Below are 19,304 nucleotides of genomic sequence, written 5' to 3'. Positions count from 1 at the left end.
CAGCCGCGTCAGCCGCGTCCGAGTGCACGCACGAGGCCCAGCGCCTCCTCGACCGACCCCGTGACGTCGGGGATCGGGAAGAGGGTGGCGCGCACGACACGGTCCCGGTCGACGACGAACGTCTGGCGCTTGAGCCGGGTCGTGCCGCCCGCACGGAAGGTCGGCAGGCGCAGCGCGGTCGTCAGCTCGAGGTCGGCGTCCGAGAGCAGGGGGAAGCGGATGCGGTTCGCCGCAGCGAACGCGGCCTGCTCCCCCGGTCGCTGGGTCGAGACCCCGACGACCGAGGCCCCGAGGTCGGCGAACTCGCCGAGCCGGTCGCGGTACGTGCACGACTCGAGCGTGCAGCCGATGCCACCAGGGATCTCGTCGGCCCCGGGGAACGCGTTGCCGGGGTAGCAGTAGACCACCGTGAACGGCTCGTCGGTGACGGGGTCCAGGGCGTGCAGGCGCGGGATCGCCTGTCCGACGAGGCCGCTCACCCGGGTGACCTCGTTGGAGTCGGTGGCGGCACCGGCGTCGGGGCTCCCGTCGCCGAGCAGCCACGTGTCCCCGAACTCCTGCAGGGCAGCGAGGACCGGGAGCGCCCCCCGGCCGAGGGCGGTGAGGACGTACTCGTGCCGCGGCGGACGGTCGGAGTAGGCGCGGCGCTCGAGGACGCCGTCTGACACGAGGGCGTCGAGACGCTGCGCGAGGACCTTGCGCGAGATCCCCGTCTCGGCGACGAGCTGGTCGAAACGGGTGCGCCCACCGGCGACGTCGCGCAGGACGAGCAGGCTCCACGGGTCACCGAGGACGCCGACGGCGTGGGCGATGCCGCACGGGTCGACGGCGCTCGCGTGTCGCCTGGTCATGGCCTCATCCTAACTGAGTTCCTAAAAGAGACTCACTGTGGTCTGATGTTCGGGTGCGCGACCTCCGTGACCTCCCGAGCGTCGTCTGGGTGCTGGCCGCCGGGCGCTTCGTCAGCTCGGCCAGCGCCTTCCTCATGCTCTTCCTCGTGCTCTACCTCACCGGACCGCGGGGGCTGGGCGTCGTGCCGGCGGGCATCATCGCCGGCTCGAACGGTGTCGGCGCGCTCCTCGGGAACGTCACGGGCGGCCGGTTCGGCGACCGCTACGGCCACCGCCGGGTCCTGCTCCTCACGGCCAGCGTGGTCGGCGTCCTCACCGCCCTGATCCCGTGGCAGCCGGTGTGGCTGCTCGCCGTGACGATGCCGCTGACGGGCTACCTGGGCGCCGTCGCGTCCCTCGGGCAGGGTGCGCTCGCGGCACTCGCCGTGCCGGCCGGATCACGCCGGTCGTCGGTCGCCGTGAGCCGCGCCGCCTCCAACGCGGGCTTCGTCATCGGCCCTCCCGTCGGCGCCCTGCTCGCCACGCACGGCTACGACACGCTCTTCGTGGTCGACGGCGTCCTCACCCTCGTGCTGCGCCACGCCACGTCGCGCTTCCTGCCCGACGAGGCGCCGGTGGCCGCGGAGCCCGACGCCCCGGCCGGCCTCTGGCGGGCGGTCAGGGCCGACCGGTCGCTCCTGCTCCTCCTCCCGGGCGTCGTGCTCGTCGACCTCGTCTACCGTCAGCTCTACTCGACCCTCCCCCTGCACCTGCGCGACCACGGGCAGCCGCTCGCGCTCTACACGCTCCTCGTCGCGATCGGGTCGGGGCTCATCCTCGCGCTCGAGATCCCCGTGGCCCTCTGGCTCCGAGACCGACCTGCCATTCCCATCATCGCGACCGGATACGCCCTCGTGGCAGTCGGTTTCGTCATCTTCGGGCTCACGTGGATGGGCGTCACGGCCGCAGCAGTCGTCGCCATGGTGGTGCTCACCGCCGGCGAGATCCTCTACAAGACGACGGCAACCGCGCACGTCCTCGACGCGGCGCCCGCCCATCTCGTCGGCCAGTACCAGGGCCTCTACACCGGCGCCGCCACGAGCGGGACGATGCTCTCCGCCCCGCTGGGCGGGATGGTGTATTCCGTCGCGCCCGGTCTGCTGTGGCCGCTCTGTGGCGTCGTGGCCGGCGTGGGAGCCCTGCTCGCCCTCGCGTCGCGACGACCGTCCCGAGACGCCGAGCCGGCAGCGTCGTAGCGACGGCGTGTGTCACCGGGACCTGCCCCGCACCGAGGGTCACATCGATCCTGCGGGCTACCAGGAGCCGGAGGACGACCCGCCGCCACCGCCGCCGGAGAAGCCACCGCCGCCGGAGAAGCCGGACGATCCCGACGAGCCCGGCGTCGAGGTGAAGGTGCCCGTCGACGTCGTCGAGAAGGAGTCGACACCGTCGGCGATGCTCGTGAAGTCGGGGAAGGCGTTGCCGCTCCAGACGTACCACGTCGGCATCACGAGAGGCTGATTGGCGGCCTCGGCCGCCTTCGCGACGTCGGCGAACGTGCTGGCCCACCGGTCCGCGACACCGAAGACGACGGCATACGGCAGGTAGCGGCTGAAGATGTTGGACGCCTCCTCGAACACGATCTGCCCGGCCTCGGCGGTCGTGAGGTACTCCTTGAAGCCGAGGGACTGGGCGAGCACGGCCGAGCCCTCGGCGGTCTTGGCGGCCATCCGCCCGCCGAGGAACCAGACGATGAGGCCGGCGACGACGAGACCGATGCCGAGTGCGACCCCGCCACCGAAGCTGCCGCCGAGGATCGCGCTGATCGCAGGTCGGCCGTAGAAGAGCATGAGCCCGCCGAGCACGGCGATGACGAGCCCGAGGCCCTGCCACGCGCCGCGCTGGGTCTGGGGCGAGGAGCGGAACCATCCCCGTGTCACGACCTCCTCGTACATCCCGGACTGGATGCGCTTGAGGGTGCTCGCGAAGGTGTTCTTCATCTCCGAGAGACGCACGACGTCGCCCCGGCTGGAGAAGATGCCGTCGAGCAGCTGGCGCTCGTAGGGCAGCAGTCGCTCGTCTGCCGGGGGCGCGAGCCGGGTCAGCGTCCAGTCGGTGCGGCTGAAGGCTCCCCCGCCGTCGCTCTCCTCGATCCGGATGAAGCCGCGCACCGCGAGGTCGATGACCGTGGCCGAGACGTCGATCGGGTTGGCGGTCTCGTCGATGATCGTGCCGACCATGCCCGGCTGCACGCCCTTCGGCGGCTGGAACTGGACGGCGACGGTGGACGACCCGCCGCGCACCGTGGCGGCACTCGGGGTCCCGTCGCCCGCCGCGCCGGTGCCGTACGCCGGCGAGAGGCCCGGCGTGAGGTCGGCGTAGCGCTCGTCCCGACCGCGGGTCCAGACGAGGGCACCCATCACGGCCAGTGCCAGCACCGGAGCGCCGATGGCGCCGGCCCAGGCGGCGGCGTTGGCGGCCGGGGCCGCGTCGGAACCGATCGAGGACGCCGAGTCACCCTGTCGGACGTCGGGGCGCACGTTGCCGAAGGCCGAGGCCGGGTAGGAGGCGAGCACCGACATGGCATCCCCCGCGGTCAGCCCGGTGGCCGAGAACCTGGCCGGGTCGCCCTTCGTCGCCTGGCAGGGCGTGTCCGACCGGTTGACGCCCTGGTAGCAGGCCACCTGGGTCGGCGTCGCCGGCGCCTTGACGGTGATCGACACGCGGTCACGCACGGTGGTCTCGTTGGTCCCGAAGACGTTGTAGTAGAGCTCGACGGTGTCGGCCGTGCTCGAGTCGGCGGCCGGCTTGCCGTCGGCGGTGATCGGGTTGAGCACGTCATGAAGCGTGTAGCTGATGGTGTAGACCTGAGTGCCGCTGGTGTACTCGTCGAGGGAGCCGATCCGGATCTCCTTGGCCGCACCGCTGTCGGTGACGCGGAAGGCGTCGGGGGCGCCGCTCGGGCTCGACACCGCGACGTCCGTCAGGTCGTAGTAGCGGTAGCGGTTCTCCTCGCCGTTCCAGCCCATCCGCACCACGACGTCGCGGAAGATGCCGTGCTTCTGCTCGCCGCTCGGGAAGCGCCACGTGATGGTCTCGGTGACCTTCATGCTGCCGTCGGGCTGCACGTCGTAGACCGCGGCGAAGGAGTCCATGCCCTCGTCGCCGGCAGCCTGCGCGGTGGCCGGTACGAGCAGGAACAGCGCGGCTGCCAGGAGCAGACCCAGCACCCCGAGTCGGCGGCCGCGCGTCACGCTCGATCGGGTCGGTCCGGTCGGTCCAGCCATCGGAGTGCCTCCACGTCGTTGGTCCCTTGCATCCTGACACCGGACGCTGCGTCGGGTCGCGCGGTTCCGGCGGAAGGGTCAGCGGCGGCGGTTGGCCGCGCTCATCGCCCGGTCGGCCTCGCGGTTGTCCTGGCGCTCGCGCAGCGCGTGGCGCTTGTCGTACTCCTTCTTGCCGGTCGCGATGGCGATCTCGACCTTGGCGCGGCCGTCCTTGAAGTAGAGGGCCAGGGGCACGATGGTGCGCCCGCTCTCACGGGTCTTGTGCGCGATCTTCGTCAGCTCGGCGCGGTGCAGGAGCAGCTTGCGCTTGCGACGCGGGGCGTGGTTGTTCCACGTGCCGTTGAGGTACTCGGGGATGTGGACGTTCTCGAGGTAGAGCTCGTCACCGGTGAACATGGCGAAGCCGTCGACGAGGGACGCGCGCCCCATCCGCAGCGCCTTGACCTCGGTGCCGGAAAGGACGATGCCCGCCTCGAAGGTGTCGTCGATGAGGTAGTCGTGTCGGGCCTTGCGGTTGCTCGCGATGAGCGACCGCCCCTTCTCCTTCGGCACCAGACCGTCCTTCCGCCTTGAGGGTGTGTGGTCAGCGCACCAACGCTACCCCGAAGGGGCCCTCGGCTCAGAGTCGGTTTTGTCCGGGAGGGTTGGTCAGAGCCACTTGCGGGGGTTGACCGGCGTGCCGTCCTCGTAGGTGCCGAAGTGCAGGTGACAGCCCGTCGAGTAGCCCGTCGTGCCGGAGTAGCCGATGAGCTGGCCGCGGTTCACGCTGCCGCCGAACTTCACGATGCTCGACAGGTGGTTGTAGCTCGTGACGAGGTCGACGCCGCGGTGGATCCCGTGGTCGATGAGGATCTGGTTGCCCCACCCGCTCGCCCGCCAACCCGCGCGGATGATGTCGCCCGGCGCCGCGGCATACACCGGCGTGCCGCACGCGATGCCCCAGTCGAGACCGTCGTGCAGCATCCACTTCTGGAGCACTGGGTGCCACCGCATGCCGAAGCCGGAGGTCGTCGGGCCGATGGCGGGGTAGCTGAGGTAGTTCGACGGAGTCGGGTCGCTCTGCACCGGCGGCGGCGTCTTGGGGATGTAGACCTGTCCGCGCTTCTTGGCGGCGGCGGCCTTGGCCCGCTCGGCGCGGATCTTCGCGGCGCGCTCGGCGCGCAGCCTGGCCTGGCGCTTCTGCTCGGCGATCCGGGCCTGGCGGGCCCGCTCGACGAGGACGGCCTGCAGGCGGGCCGACTCGGCGCGGGCGGAGGCGAGGTCTGCGGCCTCGCCCTGCTTCTGCACCGCGAGGTCGGCGGTGTAGGCCGACTGCTTGGACTTCAGCTGGTCGAGCTGCGTCTTGGCCGCGGCGGCGTTCTGCGCGGCGGTGACGGCGTTGTTCTTGGCGATGATCGCCTGGTTCTTGGCCTGAGTGGCGGCCGCGGCGGCCGCCTCGGCCCCGCGCAGGGCGGCCTCGGCCTGTCGCTTGAGTTCGGCGATCTCGCCGCGCACCGAGGTGAGGTACGAGCGGGTCGAGGTGTTGTCGGCCGTCATCGCGGCGAGCTTGTCGATGGTGTCGCTGGCGACCGCGCTCGCGGTGTCGGCCATGACGAGTCGGTTCGCGAAGTCCTCGGGTGAGGTGGATCCGAAGACCATCCCGAGCTGCGACTCCTGGCCGGACCCCTGGAAGACCTCGGCGGCGTACGAGTCGAGGGCGTCCTGGCTGCTGACGAGGTCGGCGCCGCTCTTGGCGAGCTGCTCCTTGGCGCGCTGCTCGTTGGCCTTGGCCACGGCGAGCTTCTGGGCCACGGCCTCGTTGTGGGCCCGGGCCTTCGCCTCGGCGGCGATCGCGCGGGCCTCGGTGGCCTCGGCCGCCACCTGGGCGGCCTGGGCGCGCGCCTGGGCCGCCTGCGCGGAGGTGACGCGCTGCTGGGCGATCGGGAGCGCGGCGTTGGTGCGCTGGAGGTTGACGTAGGCGCGCGCGAGCGCGGCGTTGGTGCCCTCGAGCTGCTGACCGAGCGCGGCGATCTTCTGGTCGTTGCGCTTCTTCTGGTCCGACACGGAGTCGGCACGCGCGACGAGCGCCGATCCCAGGGAGACGGAACACGTGATGACGAGCCCGGCGGCCGTCAGCCTGGTCGCGGGCCCGCTCTTCTCAGAACGCCTCATGAGCCACATATGCTCCATTGGTACCACACGTCACTCGCGTTGGGGAGAAATCGTCACGATCAGGGCCGCATGCGGCCCGGGACAGCATGCGACGCCGCCTCGGCCCCCTGCAGCAAATTCGGGAAATTGTGCAGTTCGGGCCGCGTCAGACGCGCAGGTAACGGCGCAGCGTCACCCAGGACGTGAGGCTCGAGAGCACGATGACGCCGACGACGACGAACGGCGCGACGTAGTAGACGTCCGCCACCCCGATGAAGGCGGTGTCCGTCAGGGTCTGGCTCAGGAAGCCGACGACGCCGTAGCGCACCGTGGCCCAGAGCATGCCCATCGCCAGGACCGCGCCGAGCACGCTCGACAGGACGGTCTCCATGACGAACGGGAAGCGGATCGTGAAGTTCGAGGCGCCGACGAGGCGCATGATGCCGGTCTCACGCCGGCGGCTGAAGGCGGTCTGGCGGATCGTCGTCGAGATGAGCATGACGGCCGCGAGGACCATGAGTGAGGAGAGCGCGATCGCCGCCCAGGACACGGTGTTCATGAAGGTGAAGAACTTCTCGAGGAGCTTCTTCTGGTCCTGGACGTCGGCGACCCCGGGCATGCCCTTGATCGAGCTCGCGACGACGTCGAACTTCCCGGCGTCGTTGAGGTTGACCCGGTAGGAGTCGGCGAAGTAGGACTCCCCCGCCCGCGCGAGCGGCGAGTTCTTGTAGGTCTGCTTGAACCGCTCGAACGCCTCGTCGCGCGACTCGTAGTAGACCTCCTTGACCGTCGGCTTGAGGGCCTCGAGCTCGGCCTTGATCGCCGTGCGCTGGGCGTCGGTCGTGGCCTCGCCCGCACAGTTGGTGAAGCGGGTCTTCTCGGCGCAGAGCATCACCGTGACCTGGACGCGGTCGTACCAGTAGTCCTTCATGGTGTCGACCTGCCGTTGGCCCATGAGGCCGAGGCCGAGGAGGTACATCGAGATCATCGTGACGATGACGACCGAGACGGCCATCGAGAGGTTGCGCCGGAGGCCGTTGCCGATCTCGCCGAGGAGGAACTGGAATCGCATGTCGTGTCTCGCTTCGTCTCGCGCTCAGCGGTCGCTCGTCTGGACGGCCTTGTGCCGCCGGAAGATTCCGCTCTTGCCGCGTGGCGCGTCGGCATCGCGCCCGATGGGAGGCAGGCCCTCAGACTCGCCGTCCTGGTCGTATGCCGTGGGGTCCCCGTCGTCGTATCCGTCGGACACCTCGGGCTCGGCCGCGCGGCGCGGCGCCTCGGCCTCCTCGTCGAGCCGGATGCGCGGGATGGAACCGGTCGTGTAGTCGCCGGCCTCCATGTCGCTGACGAGCACGCCGCGGTCGAGGCGGATGACGCGCTTGCGCATGGCGTTGACGGTGACGGTGTCGTGGGTGGCCATGACGACGGTCGTCCCGGTGCGGTTGATGCGGTCGAGCAGCTGGACGATGCCCAGGCTCGTGTCGGGGTCGAGGTTGCCGGTGGGCTCGTCGGCGAGCAGGACCGGCGGCCGGTTCACGAAGGCCCGGGCGATGGCGACGCGCTGCTGCTCACCACCCGAGAGCTGGTGCGGCAGGCGCTTCTCCATGCCGGCCAGGCCCACGAGCTCGAGCGTCTCGGGCACCGTCTGGCGGATGCGGGCCCGGCTGCTGCCGAGAACCTGGAGGGCGTAGGCGACGTTCTGGAAGACCGTCTTGTTGGGCAGCAGTCGGAAGTCCTGGAAGACGCAGCCGATCTCGCGCCGCAGGGCCGGCACCTTGCGCTCCGGCAGCCGGTCGAGGTCGCGCCCCGCGACGAGGATGCGCCCCCGGGAGACGTCCTGCTCCTTCATGACGAGCTGCATCATCGTCGACTTGCCCGAACCGGACGTGCCGACGACGAAGGCGAACTCACCGCGCGGGATCTCGAGGCTGACGTCGTCGAGGGCCGGACGAGTCGTCCGCGGGTAGGTCTTCGTGACGTTCTCGAAGAGGATCATGCGACGGGCCTCGACTCGTACTGGACATCAGCTGGGCATCAGCGGGACGGCGGCTGGCCCCCGTGGCACGTGACGGCATACGCCGGCGTGAACAGGACCGGCTCCGAGGCTACGGGCCGACGGACGAAACCCCCGGAAAACGGCCGGCCCCGGCGTGGCGGCCCGCGATGCCCCGCCGGGGCTCAGCAGACGAGCGTCGTGAGGCCCTGGGCCGACTCCGAGCCGGCGCGGGAGAGCTTGCCCCAGCCCTGCGTGCAGAGCGAGGTCGTGCGGACCGGGGTCGAGTAGCTCAGCTGCTGGCGGCTGGCGCCCGTCGTGAAGCCGCGCGCCTCGGGCTCACCACGCACGGCGACGCCGGCGAGCGAGCGGTAGGCGAAGCCGCGCACGTGGTACTGGTCCCAGACGTAGACGGACGTGAAGTTCATCCACGCCGACCCTCGGGCGTCGCGGCACCAGCCGACGTACTGGCGGACCGTGAAGGCGGACATCCCGAGGTCGGAGACGACCTTCCGGTCGCCGATCTGGCGGACGCTGCTGCACGGCGGGGAGGCGCTGGTGGCGGCCGACGCCGCAGGAGCCAGCCCGACGGTGACGGTGGCGGCGACGAGAAGGGCGGCGAGGGTCGTGACGAGGCGGTGGAGGGGTGACATGGGCGGAACCTCTCAGGCGGGAGCGTGAGCTGCGCCGACCCACCCGTGGGCGGGGGCCGTCGGGTGGAGCCGACGACGCGACCCTACGAGCGCGGAGGCCGGCGCGCCCGCCGAAAGCGGAGATCGCCCGAGATGTCAGTCCTCGCGGCGGTTCTCACCGATCTGCCACCGGATGCCCGCCTCGATGAAGCCGTCGATGTCACCGTCGAAGACGGCGCTCGGGTTGCCGGTCTCGAACTCGGTGCGCAGGTCCTTGACCATCTGGTACGGGTTGAGCACGTAGGAGCGCATCTGGTCGCCCCAGCTCGCCTTGACGTCGCCCGCCATCTCCTTCTTCACCGCGGCCTCCTCGGCCTTGCGCTGCAGGAGCAGGCGCGACTGGAGGACGCGCAGGGCGGCGGCGCGGTTCTGGATCTGGCTCTTCTCGTTCTGCATCGAGACGACGATGCCGGTCGGGATGTGCGTCATGCGCACCGCCGAGTCGGTCGTGTTGACGCTCTGGCCACCGGGACCGCTCGAACGGAAGACGTCGACCTTGAGCTCGTTCTCGGGGATGTCGACCGAGTCGTCGCTCTCGATGAGCGGGATGACCTCGACAGCCGCGAAGCTCGTCTGCCGACGACCCTGGTTGTCGAACGGGCTGATCCGGACGAGGCGGTGCGTGCCGGCCTCGACGGAGAGGTGGCCGAACGCATACGGCACGTTGACCTCGAAGGTGGCGGACTTGAGGCCGGCCTCCTCGGCGTACGAGGTGTCCATGACCTTCGTCGGGTAGCCGTGGCGCTCGGCCCAGCGGAGGTACATCCGCATGAGCATCTCGGCGAAGTCGGCGGCGTCGACGCCACCGGCACCGGAGCGGATCGTCACGACGGCCTCCCGCTCGTCGTACTCCCCCGACAGCAGGGTGCGGACCTCGAGCTCGCCGACGTCCTTCTTCAGCGTGGAGAGGTCGCGCTCGGCCTCCTCGAGGGTGGCGGCGTCGCTCTCCTCCTGGCCCATCTCGACGAGGGTCTCGAGGTCCTCGATGCGCGCGTCCATCCCGAGGATGCGGTCGCGCTCGGAGTTGGCGCGGGAGAGGGCGCTCGTGACCTGCTGCGCCGCGTCGGGGTCGTCCCAGAGGTCGGGGGCGGAGGCCTGCTGCTCGAGCTCGTCGATGGTCCGGGCGAGCTCGTCGAGGTTCGTGACCCCGCGCACGGAGTCCATCGTCGCGCGCAGGTCCTTGATCTCTTGCGTGAAGTCAACAGCCACGATCGAACAGCCTACGGCAGCGGCGAGCCGCCCCGCGCACGCCGGGCTGCGCTCCCGGGGCATCTCCCACCCCGTGACCGGGGTCGCCGGTACGCGCATCGGGCCCACGGCATACGCCGTGGGCCCGATGTGGTTGTGGTGCAAGCTCCCCCGAGCAGTGGTGCGGGTCGATCAGTAGTTGCCGGCCATCCAGCGGATGTCGGCGGCCGTCGGCCGGGTGAGTGCCGTGTTGGAGTTCGTCGACGGGTACATGACGCTCTTGGCCGACGTCGAGTGCGGCAGGCCGCCGCAGTGGCCGAGCTCGTGGATGGCGAGGTGCTCGCCCGCGTACATGGTCGCGAACAGCGGGTCGAGACGAACGGTGCAGCCCGTGATGACACCTCCACCACTGACGAGGGTTGCATCACCGATCGCGCCGTCCGAGGTCGCCTGCTGCGCGAGGACCTTGATGTTGGCCTTGGTGGCGTCGCTCGTCATGGCCACGTTCCACCCTGACTTGCGCCACTCCGAGACTGCCTCAGCGACCTTGTACGAGTTGTTTCCGCCGGTGGAGTCGTAGACGAGTGCCTGGGTCGCCCAGTGGCCCCAGTAGGCCGCCGTGACGGTGGGCGTGGGGGTGGGCTTGGCGGCCTGCGAGGGTGCGGCCGCGCCGACGGCGAGACCGACGGCTGCGAGGACGACGAAGATGATCCGCTTCATGTGCCTTCTCCTGCTGTGGGGGATGTGCTGGGGGCTCAGGACTGATGGGGCTCCATGCGGTGTGTTCGGACAGACGCCGAGACCACCCGTGGGGTAGGTGGTCTCGAGGGGAGTTGGCGCTGTTTGTCCAAATTATCGACTTCGCGACGTAATGCGGCCTTTTTGACGATCTCTTGACCATTACTGGCGCGTTGGTGGGACAACTCCCAGATATGGGGGCACGACGAAGGCCCGCCCCGGATGCGGGGCGGGCCTTCGATCTGCGGCGTCGGTCGTGCGGAGCTGGGCTCAGCAGTACTTCGCGGTGCCGCCCCCGCTCCACGCGCACGTGTCGACCGTCGTGCCCGAGGCGTTCTTGAGGTATGCCGTGTCGCCCGAGTTGTTCCAGACGTACCAGGTCTTGTTGTAGTAGCGGTGCGTCGACGTCGCGGACCCGCGGCCGGTGTGGACCGTCACGGTGGCGCCCGCCTTGAGGGTGAAGGTCGGGAACCGGTAGGTGTAGCCGGTCTTGTCGCGCAGGGTCCAGCCGGTGAGGACGCGGTTGCTGCGCGTCGTGTTCTTGATGACGACGAACTCCGCGTTGAGGCTCGTGTTGCTGCCGGTGTCGGAGCCGGGCGAGTCGTACTGGACCTTGTAGATCATGATCGCCGGGAGCGCCTGGGCCGAGCTCGCGGCGGCGATGGGTGCGGCCACGGCGAAGCCGAGACCGGCGGTGGCCACGAGGGCCTTGGTGATGAACGTGCGCATGCTTCCCTGTCTGTCGTCGCGACCCCGTGGTCGCGGCACGTGCGGATGGCGCCGCCCTTCGGACGGCGCCATCACTCCCTGTCTCGACGTGCCACGCCGCCAGGCCTTGGACGTGCTGGGCGGTGTGGGCGTCGTCGACGGACGCTAGTGCGGATCAGTCTGGCGTGTGAGCGTTTTGGGGGTTTTTGCGTCGGTGAGTGGGCGATCAGGGTTGGCGACGTCCTGGGTGCGGCCCAGCTTCCCCCGACCACTCCGGTGCGAGCCACGACCCCCGCCGCGAGGACGGTGTCGGTGTCCACGTCGAGGCACAGGTAGGACATGGACTGGGTGCCGTCGGCCGAGAAGCGGTCGGGGAGCCAGAGTGCGCGGCTGGACGTCGTCATGGTGACGTCGCCCTTGCCGGAGCGCACGAGCACCGCGTGCGTGGTCGGCCGCTCGTGGTCGGAACATCCACCGGCTCCGGGCGCGAGGTGGAGCCACTCGAGCATGCGCGCCGTCGCCCACGCCGACCGACCGGTGGCCGGCGTGGCTTCGACCGAGACGAGGAACGCGTCGACCTGGCCGAGCACGAGCGTCCCCTTGTCGGCCACGAGCGCCACGGCGGCCAGGTGCTCCTGTCCGGCGGCGAGGCCGAGGGGCGCCACCTCGACGGCATCCTCCAGGGACTGCTCTCCGAGTCCGGGACGGGCGGGTCGGCAAGGAGGTCGGCGAGCTCGGCCTTCGCCTTGGCCAGCACAGCGGTGGCCTTGGCCAGCGCAGCGGTGGCCTCGGCCACGGCGGTGGCTGTTCCCGCCTTGGCGGTCGCGAGTCGCCCCCAGGGCGAAGGTGCTCACGGCGGCCCCCGAGGCGACCGAGCCGTTTCTGCAGCGGACTGCGACCCAAGGTCCGGAAGGTGTCGAGGGACACCGTGCACCCGGCAGTGGCGAGTGCGTCGACCACCGCGACCGCACACGTGGAGTCCTCGTGCGTCACGGCAGACGTCGCGCCGCAGCCTTGTCCGCCTCGGCCCGGGCCTTGTCCACTGCGGCTTGCTGGGCCTCGCGCCGCAGGTCAGCCGGAAGGTGCTCGAACGGATCGGGGTCGGCCGCGGGAACTCCTGTCGATCGGCGACGCGGATCAGGCGGTTGCGCCACGTATCTCCGTCACTCCTCTCGACGGACGGTGATCACGACAGGTGGTCCGTGTGCCGCGGCGCCGCCCCGAGTCACCCGAGCGGCGCACGGGCCCGGGACGTCACGGTGATGGTGACGCTGCCGCCGAGGGACTCGAGGACCCACCCACTCATCGGCAGCGTCGCCGTCCCCTGGATCGTGACGACGGCTGTGGCGCCGTCGCTCGTGCCGGTGTCGGGGACGACGGACCACGCGGTGATCCCGGACGGCAGCGGCGTGCGCGCCAGATGGGCCGTGGCGGCGCTGGCCACGGACTCGTCGGTGATGGCGAGCTGGTCGAGGACGCCGGCCTCGTAGGCGGCGCGCTCGTCCAGCGCGTCGGCGGCGTCGAGAGCCGCCGAGTCTGCGGCGTCGAGCAGGCGCATCCGCGCCAGCTGGGCCGCAGTGACGTCGACGGCGCCGAGGACCAGGAGGGTCGCGAGCACGAACAGGCCGAGGGCGAGGACGCCGATCTGGCCCTCGTCGCGGACTCGACGGTGACCTGTCCGAGCGCGGAGGCGACGGACGACGGCCCGGAGGCGGACGGCATACGTGCTCGTCATCGCGCCACGAACCGGTCGACGGAGGCGACGTGGACCGACGAGATGGTCACGGAGGCCGGCACGTGCGAGGCGATGAAGTCCGGCACGAGCGGGAGCCGGACCTCGATCGTCGCCGTGGAGGTCACCGTTCCGTCGGGGCGCAGGCAGGGAGAGCCGTCACACGCCACGGACACCGCTGCGGCGTCCTCGAAGGAGAAGTCGGTGAAGGCCAGCTGGGCCGCCGCTCGGGCGCGGGCATAGCCGTCGTCGTCGGACCGCGCCGTGACGAAGGCGCGGCCGGCCTCCCGCCCGGCCAGCGACGCCGAGAAGGAGGCTGCCTGGAGCCGAGCCGCGGTGAGCACGAGGTAGGTGAGCGGGAGCAGGAGCAGGAGGCCGAGGAAGATGAACTCGAGGATGGCGCGACCAGCCTCGACGTCACTCCGGCAGCCAGCCCGACCGGCGGCCCGGGCGAGGACGTCCTGCGGCCGGATCATCGGGTGCCTCCGGCCACGACCTGCTCCTCGCTGAAGGCGCGACCGGACACCGTGAGCGCGCCCGCGGGTCCGATCGGACCGATGACCGGCAGCGGCGCCGTCACGCGGACCTCCACGACGCGCACCCCCGAGGCGGTGACGGAACGGGTGGCGCTCACGTCCTGGGCGAACGTCGAGCTCAACGCCGAGGTGATGAGCGCCTCGGTGCGTGCGATGCCGTCACCGGGCTGCGCATCGGCTCGAGCGCCGTAGCGGGCGCCCTCGGACGCGGCCGAGATCAGCGTGTTGCGGACGTAGAGCGCCAGGCCGAGCTGGAACACCCCCATCGCCACGACCAGAAGGAGGGCAGCCACCATGACGAACTCCGCTATGGCAGAACCACGCTCGCGATCAGGTGCGCTGGTCGAGCGGTGCTCAAGTCGGGCCAGGAGCGACCCGGGCGTCACGGGCCCTTGACGTCCGAGATGGCGTCGCTGAAGAGCTGCCCGAGCTGGGGGCCGGCGAGGGCCCACAGCGCGGTGACGAGCCCTGCGGTCATGATCGTGATGAGGACCCAGCCGGGGACGTCCCCGCGGTCACGAGGGCCGGCGATCCGACGCGACACGGCGGTCGTGACGGCCGCTCGGGCTCGGGCGTGTGTGGTGATGATGCGGTTCATTCTCTTCTCCCTGTGTGGGACTGCGGTGACAGGACACTCGGTGGGCCGGGTGTCAGAGCTTGAGGTGGAGGAAGCTGAGGCCGGGGTAGAGCGCGAAAAGCACGGTCACGGGCAGGGTGAGGAAGACGATGGGGACCATCATGTAGATCTCCTTCTTCCCGCCCTCCTCCATGAGGGTGCGTCGCCCGTCCTCGCGGACGTCCTGCGCCTGGGCCCGGAGCACGTCGGCGAGCGGCGTCCCACGCTCGACCGAGCGCGTACCTTGTGCACCATGCCGACCCCGACCCGCGCCATCACGTACGCCCGCCAGAGCAAGGCCCGCGAAGACGACTCCGCCGCGTCGCCGGAAGCGCAGAGGCGCAAGACGAAGGCGCTCGTGGAGGCGCGCGGCTGGACGTTCGTGGACCACTTCGAGGACGTGGGCGCGAGCGGCTACGACCCCCGAGCGGCTCGCCCCGGGCTGGACGCCGCTCTCGATGCCATCCGGCGCGGCGAGGCTTCCGTTCTCGTCGTCTACCGACTCGACCGACTCACCCGGCGCGGCGTCATCGAGGCGGTCCGCCTCGTCGGCGAACTCGCCGAGAACGGCGCGAGCCTCCTCTCCGTGAACGAGCCCTTCCTCGACACTGGCTCGCCGATGGGCCGCGGCATCTTCGCCCTCTTCGCGGCGATGGCCGAGCAGGAGTCGGCGAGCATCTCGACGCGCACGAAGGCGAGCAAGGCCCTGCTGCGCGAGGCAGGCTCGCACGCCGGAGGACGCCCGCCCTTCGGGATGCGCGCCGAGAGCGTCCTCGACGGGCGCCTCGTAGTCCGGCGTCTCGTGCCTGATCTGGAGACCGCGGGCGAGGCCCGCAAGATCATCGCCCGGGTCATGGAGGGCGAGTCGGTCCGCTCCGTCGTCCGCGACCTCAACGCCCGGGAGGTCCGCACGATCAACGGCGCCGAGTGGGGCACCTCGACCCTCATGCGCTGGCTCCGCTCGCCGCAACTCGCGGGCTACATGCCCGAGGCCCGTGACGGCAAGGAGTCAGGTCCGAACGTGAAGCGCATCGCGCTCGCCGAAGATGGCTCGCTCATCCGCCCGTGGGAGGGCATTGTCTCGCCGGAGGCGTGGCACGCCCTCCAGCGCGTCCTCGACTCCCGAGCGCCCGTCCGCGGACGCGGCACGGCGCCCTCTCTCTTCGGCGGCTTCCTCATGGAGTGCGCCTGTGGCTCGCGCATGGGCATCGACCGGCGCCTCTCGGCGCCCGGAGGCGGTGCCTACCGCTGCATGAAGGCCCGTCGAGGGCAGACCGGATGCGACGGCGTGGCGGTCGCAGTCCGCCACTCAGAGGCGTACGTGACCGGCGAGGTGCTGCGGCGTCTCTCCCACCTCGACCCGGAGGACGAGGCGGACGCCGCGCTTCTGTCGGCGGCGTCGGAGCGGTTCGCCGCGAAGACGACCGCGAGCGCCGACATCGAGGCGCGTAGCGCCGCGCAGCGGGCGCGAGCGGAGGCGCTGGCGGCGCTGGACCGGCTGGACGACGACCGCGCTGCGGGCCTGTTCGACGGCGCGAACGGTGCCGAGCGCTACGCCCGTCAGGTGCGCAACCTGTCCGCGCGAGTGGAGGGCGCAGCTGCGACGCTCGAATCGCTCGCCCCGTCGGCGCCGGTCGTGCCCTTCCTCGACCTTCTCGCCTCTGCCGACGACCCGAGCGGCGACCCGCTCCTAGAGGGCCCCTGGGCCTCGTGGTCCGTCGAGGAGTGGCGCGAGTTCCTCGACCTGTTCCTCGTCCGTGTCGTCGTCAACAAGGGCAGGCACAGCGGCGGGAACTCCGCGTTCCGCGGCGCGGAGCGGCTGAAGTTCCACTGGCGCGCCTGACACGCTGCCGAGTCGCCCCGCCTAGCCTGAGCGCATGAGCAAGCAGGAGCGCGTCCTCTGCGCCAAGTGCCTCGGTCCCGCGGTCATGACTCGCACGCTCGATCATCGAGAGACGGGCGTCGTGACTGTCTGGGAGACCCGCTGCGAGTCGCCGGACTGCGGCGAGGAGACACGCTCCGCCTTGCCCGGCGACCACACGCGCTAGCGACAACTACCGAGGCCCTCGCCCTTCCACGGGTGGGGGCCTCTGGCGTCCCCGCGTCGGAGCTTCGTGTAAACGCCGCCCGAACGATGAGCAGACGGCACTGCGTCGGCCCATTCCTCTTGTGGCAACCACGCACCACCCGTGCGGCGCGTGAGCACAGACCTCACGACTGGCCCTCTACTCATGTAGCCAACGATCTGGCCGTGAGCACCTGACACGGTGCTGGCGGATTCCTTTCTTGACCCCCCCTGTGCCGTGCGCCCCCGGCGTCTTCGCCGCGGGCGCTTCTCATTTCGCAGATATCCGAACGACCGGCTCCGAGAGGAGGTGCAACGCCCATGCGCTGCCAGAACGACCCGAGTCACTTCCTTGACGCCGACGCGCGTTCCGATGCTCGGTTCTGCTCGGACCGCTGCCGCGCCTCGTGGAACCGCCGAGAGCGGAACCGCCGCATCGACGCCGCTATCGCGCTGGCCGAGGCCCGCGAGGCGCTCGACATCGTGGACACGCTCCGCGGCCTCTGATGCCGTACGCGCCTGTCTGACAAGCGATTCCGCCCCCGCCCTGCCCTGGGCTGGGCGCCTCCTCTCCGCCCGGGAGGGCGCCGCGTGGCGCGTTCCTGGGCCTCTGCTCCTCCTCGGTGCTCGTGAAGGTGTCGCCCGAGGAGGACCGCCCGCCCGTCGTCTCGTGCGGCTCCCTCGGTTTGCCATGCGCCGAGGTCCGAGCCCGGGCGGCGGGCGGGCACCTCACGCCTCCGCGGATCTCCGCGGCGGGATGAGGCTCTGGCGGGCCGTGCGCGGCGCCGCTCCTCGACGGAGGGGCGGCGTCGCCACACACCTACGCCGCCGAGCCCGCCCATGACACAACGCCGCCCGCCAGCGGCGCCTCACCCTGACAACGAACGGATTCCCTGATGACTGAGACCGACTGGGGCCGACGCCTCCAGCGAACACCGCTCCACGCACCCGGCGCCACACACGCCGGAGACCGCTCGACCTCGCGCAAGGTGTACGCCTTCGACGGCGACGAGCACCCGCAGACGCTCGACCTCCCGGGCCCGCGCGTGCTGGCCTCTCGCTGGCTCGCGCCAACCCTGCGCGACGCCGGGAATCGCCTCCGCCGACAGGGCGGAGCACTGCTCCTCCAGACCGGCGAGGAGACGCCTCTCCGCGTCGCACCCGACGCGCTGGCGGGTGTCCTCCTCGCTCGCCTGCGCGCGCTCCCGACGCCGACGCCGAGCGACTCCGAGACGTACGCCGCCCTCTGGGCCCTCGGCGCGCGGGTGCGTGAGCGCGACGCGCTCGACTACTTACGCGCCGTCGTGGGCCATGCGAAGACCGCAGCGACGAAGTACGAGCCGCCGAAGGTGGCACGTGGGCGTCGCGAGCCGCTGCCCGAGGACGAACGCAAGCGCCGGAGCCGCGCGAGCCTGAAGCACCGCGAGGGCGAGACCGCTCGCGCTTGGCTGCGCTTCTGGCTCGCCGACGACGAGGAGCCGCCCGCCGTGATCGGCACGCGCGCCCTGTACGACACGTACGCCGCGTGCCCTGTCCTCGGCGAGTGGCACGAGTACGCCGAGGACGACCCGGAGGACTGGCTCGACGGCGGCGGCGACGAGGAGGCGGGGCTCGACTGCCTTCCCCGCGTGGGCGGCGCGACCGGCTTCTACCGGGTCGCGGATGACGTGATCGGACCTCGACGCCGCGCAAGCGGCGGACGGGGCTCCGTGTACGTCACGACCGACGCGCGTCGGCGCGCGCTGGGCCTCGACACGCTCGCGGACGCCCTGGCTCGTCATGCCGCCGAGGCGGCGCCGGAGATGCCACTTCGACGCGCCGCGTAGGCGAGAGCTTCGACCGCCGAGCCTCCGGCGCTGCCCTTCGACGGGGCGGCGCCGGGGCCTCGGCGCCCTGACCTGAAACACCCTGAGAGAGGAACACCCGAACATGGCTGACCTGCCCGTGACCCTGACCCTCGCCGACGTGCCCGAGGAGATGCTCTCCGACGTGCTCGACCGCGTGGCGGCGCTCATGTGGGCCGAGATTCGGCCCGTGATGCTCCAGCGCGAGGAGGCCGCGAAGGCCCGCTCGCGCGCGGCGGAACGTTCGCCGAACGTGACGAGCCTCCCGGCGCGGCGTCGGCGCTCTGCCTGACGCCGGAGCGGCGCCGGGATGGGCGGGCTCTGTGTCAAAAACGCGTCACGATGACGCGCCAACGTGCATCTCTCCTTTACCTACCTAGGCGCTCTCTCTCTAGGAGGAAGAACGTCTAGTGCTCGTTGGCACACGTTCGTGACGCGTTTCTGACACACGCCCCCTCGCGCCCCGCTCCGGCGCCCTCGCGTGACCCGCGGGCCTCGCCGCCCGCCCTGCTCGGTGCCGCCTGGACTCTCCTGCGGCGCCCCTCTCGACCCCCGCGACTGATCCCCGCGGGCTCCCCGGTCCCGCCCCTCGCCCTCGTCCTTCGCGACGGGGCGGGGCTGGGCCATCACCCCTACCGAAGGACGACCCCGTGGCTCTCGCCGCCCTGCCCCCTGCCCCTGCTCCCCCCGTCGTCGCTCTCGCGGCCCCGACTGCCTCCTACGGCTCGACCTCCCCGGGCCTCCGCGTCGTGCGCCTCGTGGACGAGGCCGGCCGATTCGCTGGCCTCGACCTCGTGCCCTTCCCAGCGCCGAGCGCACGCCCGTGAGCGCCGCGCCTCTGGCTCTGCGGCTGGCCTCTTCGCTGGCTGCTCGGCATGACTCCGACGACGCCGCCCTCCTGCTGGGCGCTGCCCTCGCTCGGCGTCGCGCGTGGCTTGCTGGGAC

Annotated in this window: 22 protein-coding genes and 1 pseudogene; 7 read left to right on the top strand and 16 right to left on the bottom strand. The window is 71.1% G+C overall.

The window, feature by feature from the left end:
- Positions 1-8: 8 nt before the first annotated feature.
- Entirely contained in the window at positions 9-851 is an 843-nt protein-coding gene (locus ASE25_RS19755; protein ID WP_056827121.1) for a winged helix-turn-helix transcriptional regulator, read from the bottom strand.
- 53 nt (positions 852-904) lie between these two features.
- On the opposite strand from ASE25_RS19755, the gene ASE25_RS19750 reads away from it, so the two are divergent.
- A complete protein-coding gene (locus ASE25_RS19750; protein ID WP_056827120.1) occupies positions 905-2,086 on the top strand; it encodes an MFS transporter in 1,182 nt (393 codons plus the stop codon).
- Between the two features lie 57 nt (positions 2,087-2,143).
- Here ASE25_RS19750 and ASE25_RS19745 read toward each other — a convergent pair whose 3' ends face one another.
- From ASE25_RS19745 to ASE25_RS22535, 15 genes and pseudogenes are all read right to left on the bottom strand, one after another.
- The gene (locus ASE25_RS19745) at positions 2,144-4,117 is read right to left on the bottom strand and encodes a DUF2207 domain-containing protein (protein ID WP_056827119.1); all 1,974 of its coding nucleotides are present in this window, start codon (positions 4,115-4,117) and stop codon (positions 2,144-2,146) included.
- Between the two features lie 78 nt (positions 4,118-4,195).
- Positions 4,196-4,669, bottom strand: a complete 474-nt coding sequence (gene smpB, locus ASE25_RS19740) for an SsrA-binding protein SmpB (protein ID WP_056775785.1) — start codon at positions 4,667-4,669, stop codon at positions 4,196-4,198.
- Positions 4,670-4,765: 96 nt separating this feature from the next.
- Positions 4,766-6,268, bottom strand: coding sequence for a M23 family metallopeptidase (locus ASE25_RS23725; RefSeq protein WP_304437924.1), 1,503 nt, complete (start codon positions 6,266-6,268; stop codon positions 4,766-4,768).
- Between the two features lie 145 nt (positions 6,269-6,413).
- Positions 6,414-7,319, bottom strand: coding sequence for a permease-like cell division protein FtsX (gene ftsX / locus ASE25_RS19730; protein WP_056827118.1), 906 nt, complete (start codon positions 7,317-7,319; stop codon positions 6,414-6,416).
- Between the two features lie 24 nt (positions 7,320-7,343).
- Positions 7,344-8,243 carry a cell division ATP-binding protein FtsE gene (gene ftsE, locus ASE25_RS19725; protein WP_056827117.1) on the bottom strand — a complete coding sequence of 300 codons (900 nt, stop codon included), beginning with the start codon at positions 8,241-8,243 and terminating at the stop codon, positions 7,344-7,346.
- Between the two features lie 182 nt (positions 8,244-8,425).
- Positions 8,426-8,893 (bottom strand): hypothetical protein, encoded by a 468-nt coding sequence (locus ASE25_RS19720; protein ID WP_056827116.1) that lies wholly within the window; start codon positions 8,891-8,893, stop codon positions 8,426-8,428.
- Between the two features lie 135 nt (positions 8,894-9,028).
- The gene (gene prfB, locus ASE25_RS19715; RefSeq protein ID WP_056775775.1) at positions 9,029-10,141 is read right to left on the bottom strand and encodes a peptide chain release factor 2; all 1,113 of its coding nucleotides are present in this window, start codon (positions 10,139-10,141) and stop codon (positions 9,029-9,031) included.
- 171 nt (positions 10,142-10,312) lie between these two features.
- Positions 10,313-10,840: a matrixin family metalloprotease gene (locus tag ASE25_RS19710; RefSeq protein WP_056827115.1), complete on the bottom strand. Its 528-nt coding sequence runs from the start codon at positions 10,838-10,840 to the stop codon at positions 10,313-10,315.
- A gap of 288 nt (positions 10,841-11,128) precedes the next feature.
- On the bottom strand, positions 11,129-11,587 hold the full coding sequence (locus ASE25_RS19705) for a lamin tail domain-containing protein (RefSeq protein ID WP_056775772.1): 459 nt from the start codon (positions 11,585-11,587) through the stop codon (positions 11,129-11,131).
- Between the two features lie 71 nt (positions 11,588-11,658).
- The gene (locus ASE25_RS19700; protein WP_056827114.1) at positions 11,659-12,231 is read right to left on the bottom strand and encodes a hypothetical protein; all 573 of its coding nucleotides are present in this window, start codon (positions 12,229-12,231) and stop codon (positions 11,659-11,661) included.
- Positions 12,232-12,791: 560 nt separating this feature from the next.
- Positions 12,792-13,301, bottom strand: coding sequence for a pilus assembly protein TadG-related protein (locus ASE25_RS19695; protein ID WP_056827113.1), 510 nt, complete (start codon positions 13,299-13,301; stop codon positions 12,792-12,794).
- Entirely contained in the window at positions 13,298-13,774 is a 477-nt protein-coding gene (locus tag ASE25_RS19690; RefSeq protein ID WP_056827112.1) for a hypothetical protein, read from the bottom strand. Before ASE25_RS19690 ends, ASE25_RS19695 begins: the two co-directional genes overlap by 4 nt.
- Positions 13,771-14,145, bottom strand: coding sequence for a TadE family protein (locus tag ASE25_RS19685; protein WP_255358432.1), 375 nt, complete (start codon positions 14,143-14,145; stop codon positions 13,771-13,773). Before ASE25_RS19685 ends, ASE25_RS19690 begins: the two co-directional genes overlap by 4 nt.
- Before the next feature lie 71 nt (positions 14,146-14,216).
- A complete protein-coding gene (locus tag ASE25_RS19680; protein WP_056775764.1) occupies positions 14,217-14,432 on the bottom strand; it encodes a hypothetical protein in 216 nt (71 codons plus the stop codon).
- A gap of 52 nt (positions 14,433-14,484) precedes the next feature.
- Positions 14,485-14,685 (bottom strand): annotated as a pseudogene (locus tag ASE25_RS22535) (pilus assembly protein TadB); the annotation flags it as partial.
- 18 nt (positions 14,686-14,703) lie between these two features.
- Between ASE25_RS22535 and ASE25_RS19675 the strand changes: the two are divergent.
- From ASE25_RS19675 to ASE25_RS22940, 6 genes are all read left to right on the top strand, one after another.
- Positions 14,704-16,293, top strand: a complete 1,590-nt coding sequence (locus tag ASE25_RS19675; RefSeq protein WP_056827110.1) for a recombinase family protein — start codon at positions 14,704-14,706, stop codon at positions 16,291-16,293.
- A gap of 34 nt (positions 16,294-16,327) precedes the next feature.
- Positions 16,328-16,498 (top strand): hypothetical protein, encoded by a 171-nt coding sequence (locus tag ASE25_RS22945; RefSeq protein ID WP_157623519.1) that lies wholly within the window; start codon positions 16,328-16,330, stop codon positions 16,496-16,498.
- Positions 16,499-16,836: 338 nt separating this feature from the next.
- The gene (locus ASE25_RS19670; protein ID WP_056827109.1) at positions 16,837-17,022 is read left to right on the top strand and encodes a hypothetical protein; all 186 of its coding nucleotides are present in this window, start codon (positions 16,837-16,839) and stop codon (positions 17,020-17,022) included.
- Positions 17,023-17,411: 389 nt separating this feature from the next.
- The gene (locus tag ASE25_RS19665) at positions 17,412-18,341 is read left to right on the top strand and encodes a hypothetical protein (protein ID WP_056827108.1); all 930 of its coding nucleotides are present in this window, start codon (positions 17,412-17,414) and stop codon (positions 18,339-18,341) included.
- 103 nt (positions 18,342-18,444) lie between these two features.
- On the top strand, positions 18,445-18,651 hold the full coding sequence (locus ASE25_RS19660; protein ID WP_056827107.1) for a hypothetical protein: 207 nt from the start codon (positions 18,445-18,447) through the stop codon (positions 18,649-18,651).
- Positions 18,652-19,009: 358 nt separating this feature from the next.
- Positions 19,010-19,186 (top strand): hypothetical protein, encoded by a 177-nt coding sequence (locus ASE25_RS22940; RefSeq protein ID WP_157623517.1) that lies wholly within the window; start codon positions 19,010-19,012, stop codon positions 19,184-19,186.
- Positions 19,187-19,304: the final 118 nt, after the last annotated feature.

This window comes from Terrabacter sp. Root85 (genome assembly GCF_001429185.1).
Classification (GTDB): Bacteria; Actinomycetota; Actinomycetes; order Actinomycetales; family Dermatophilaceae; genus Terrabacter.
This window is presented reverse-complemented; position numbering and strand designations above follow the sequence as displayed.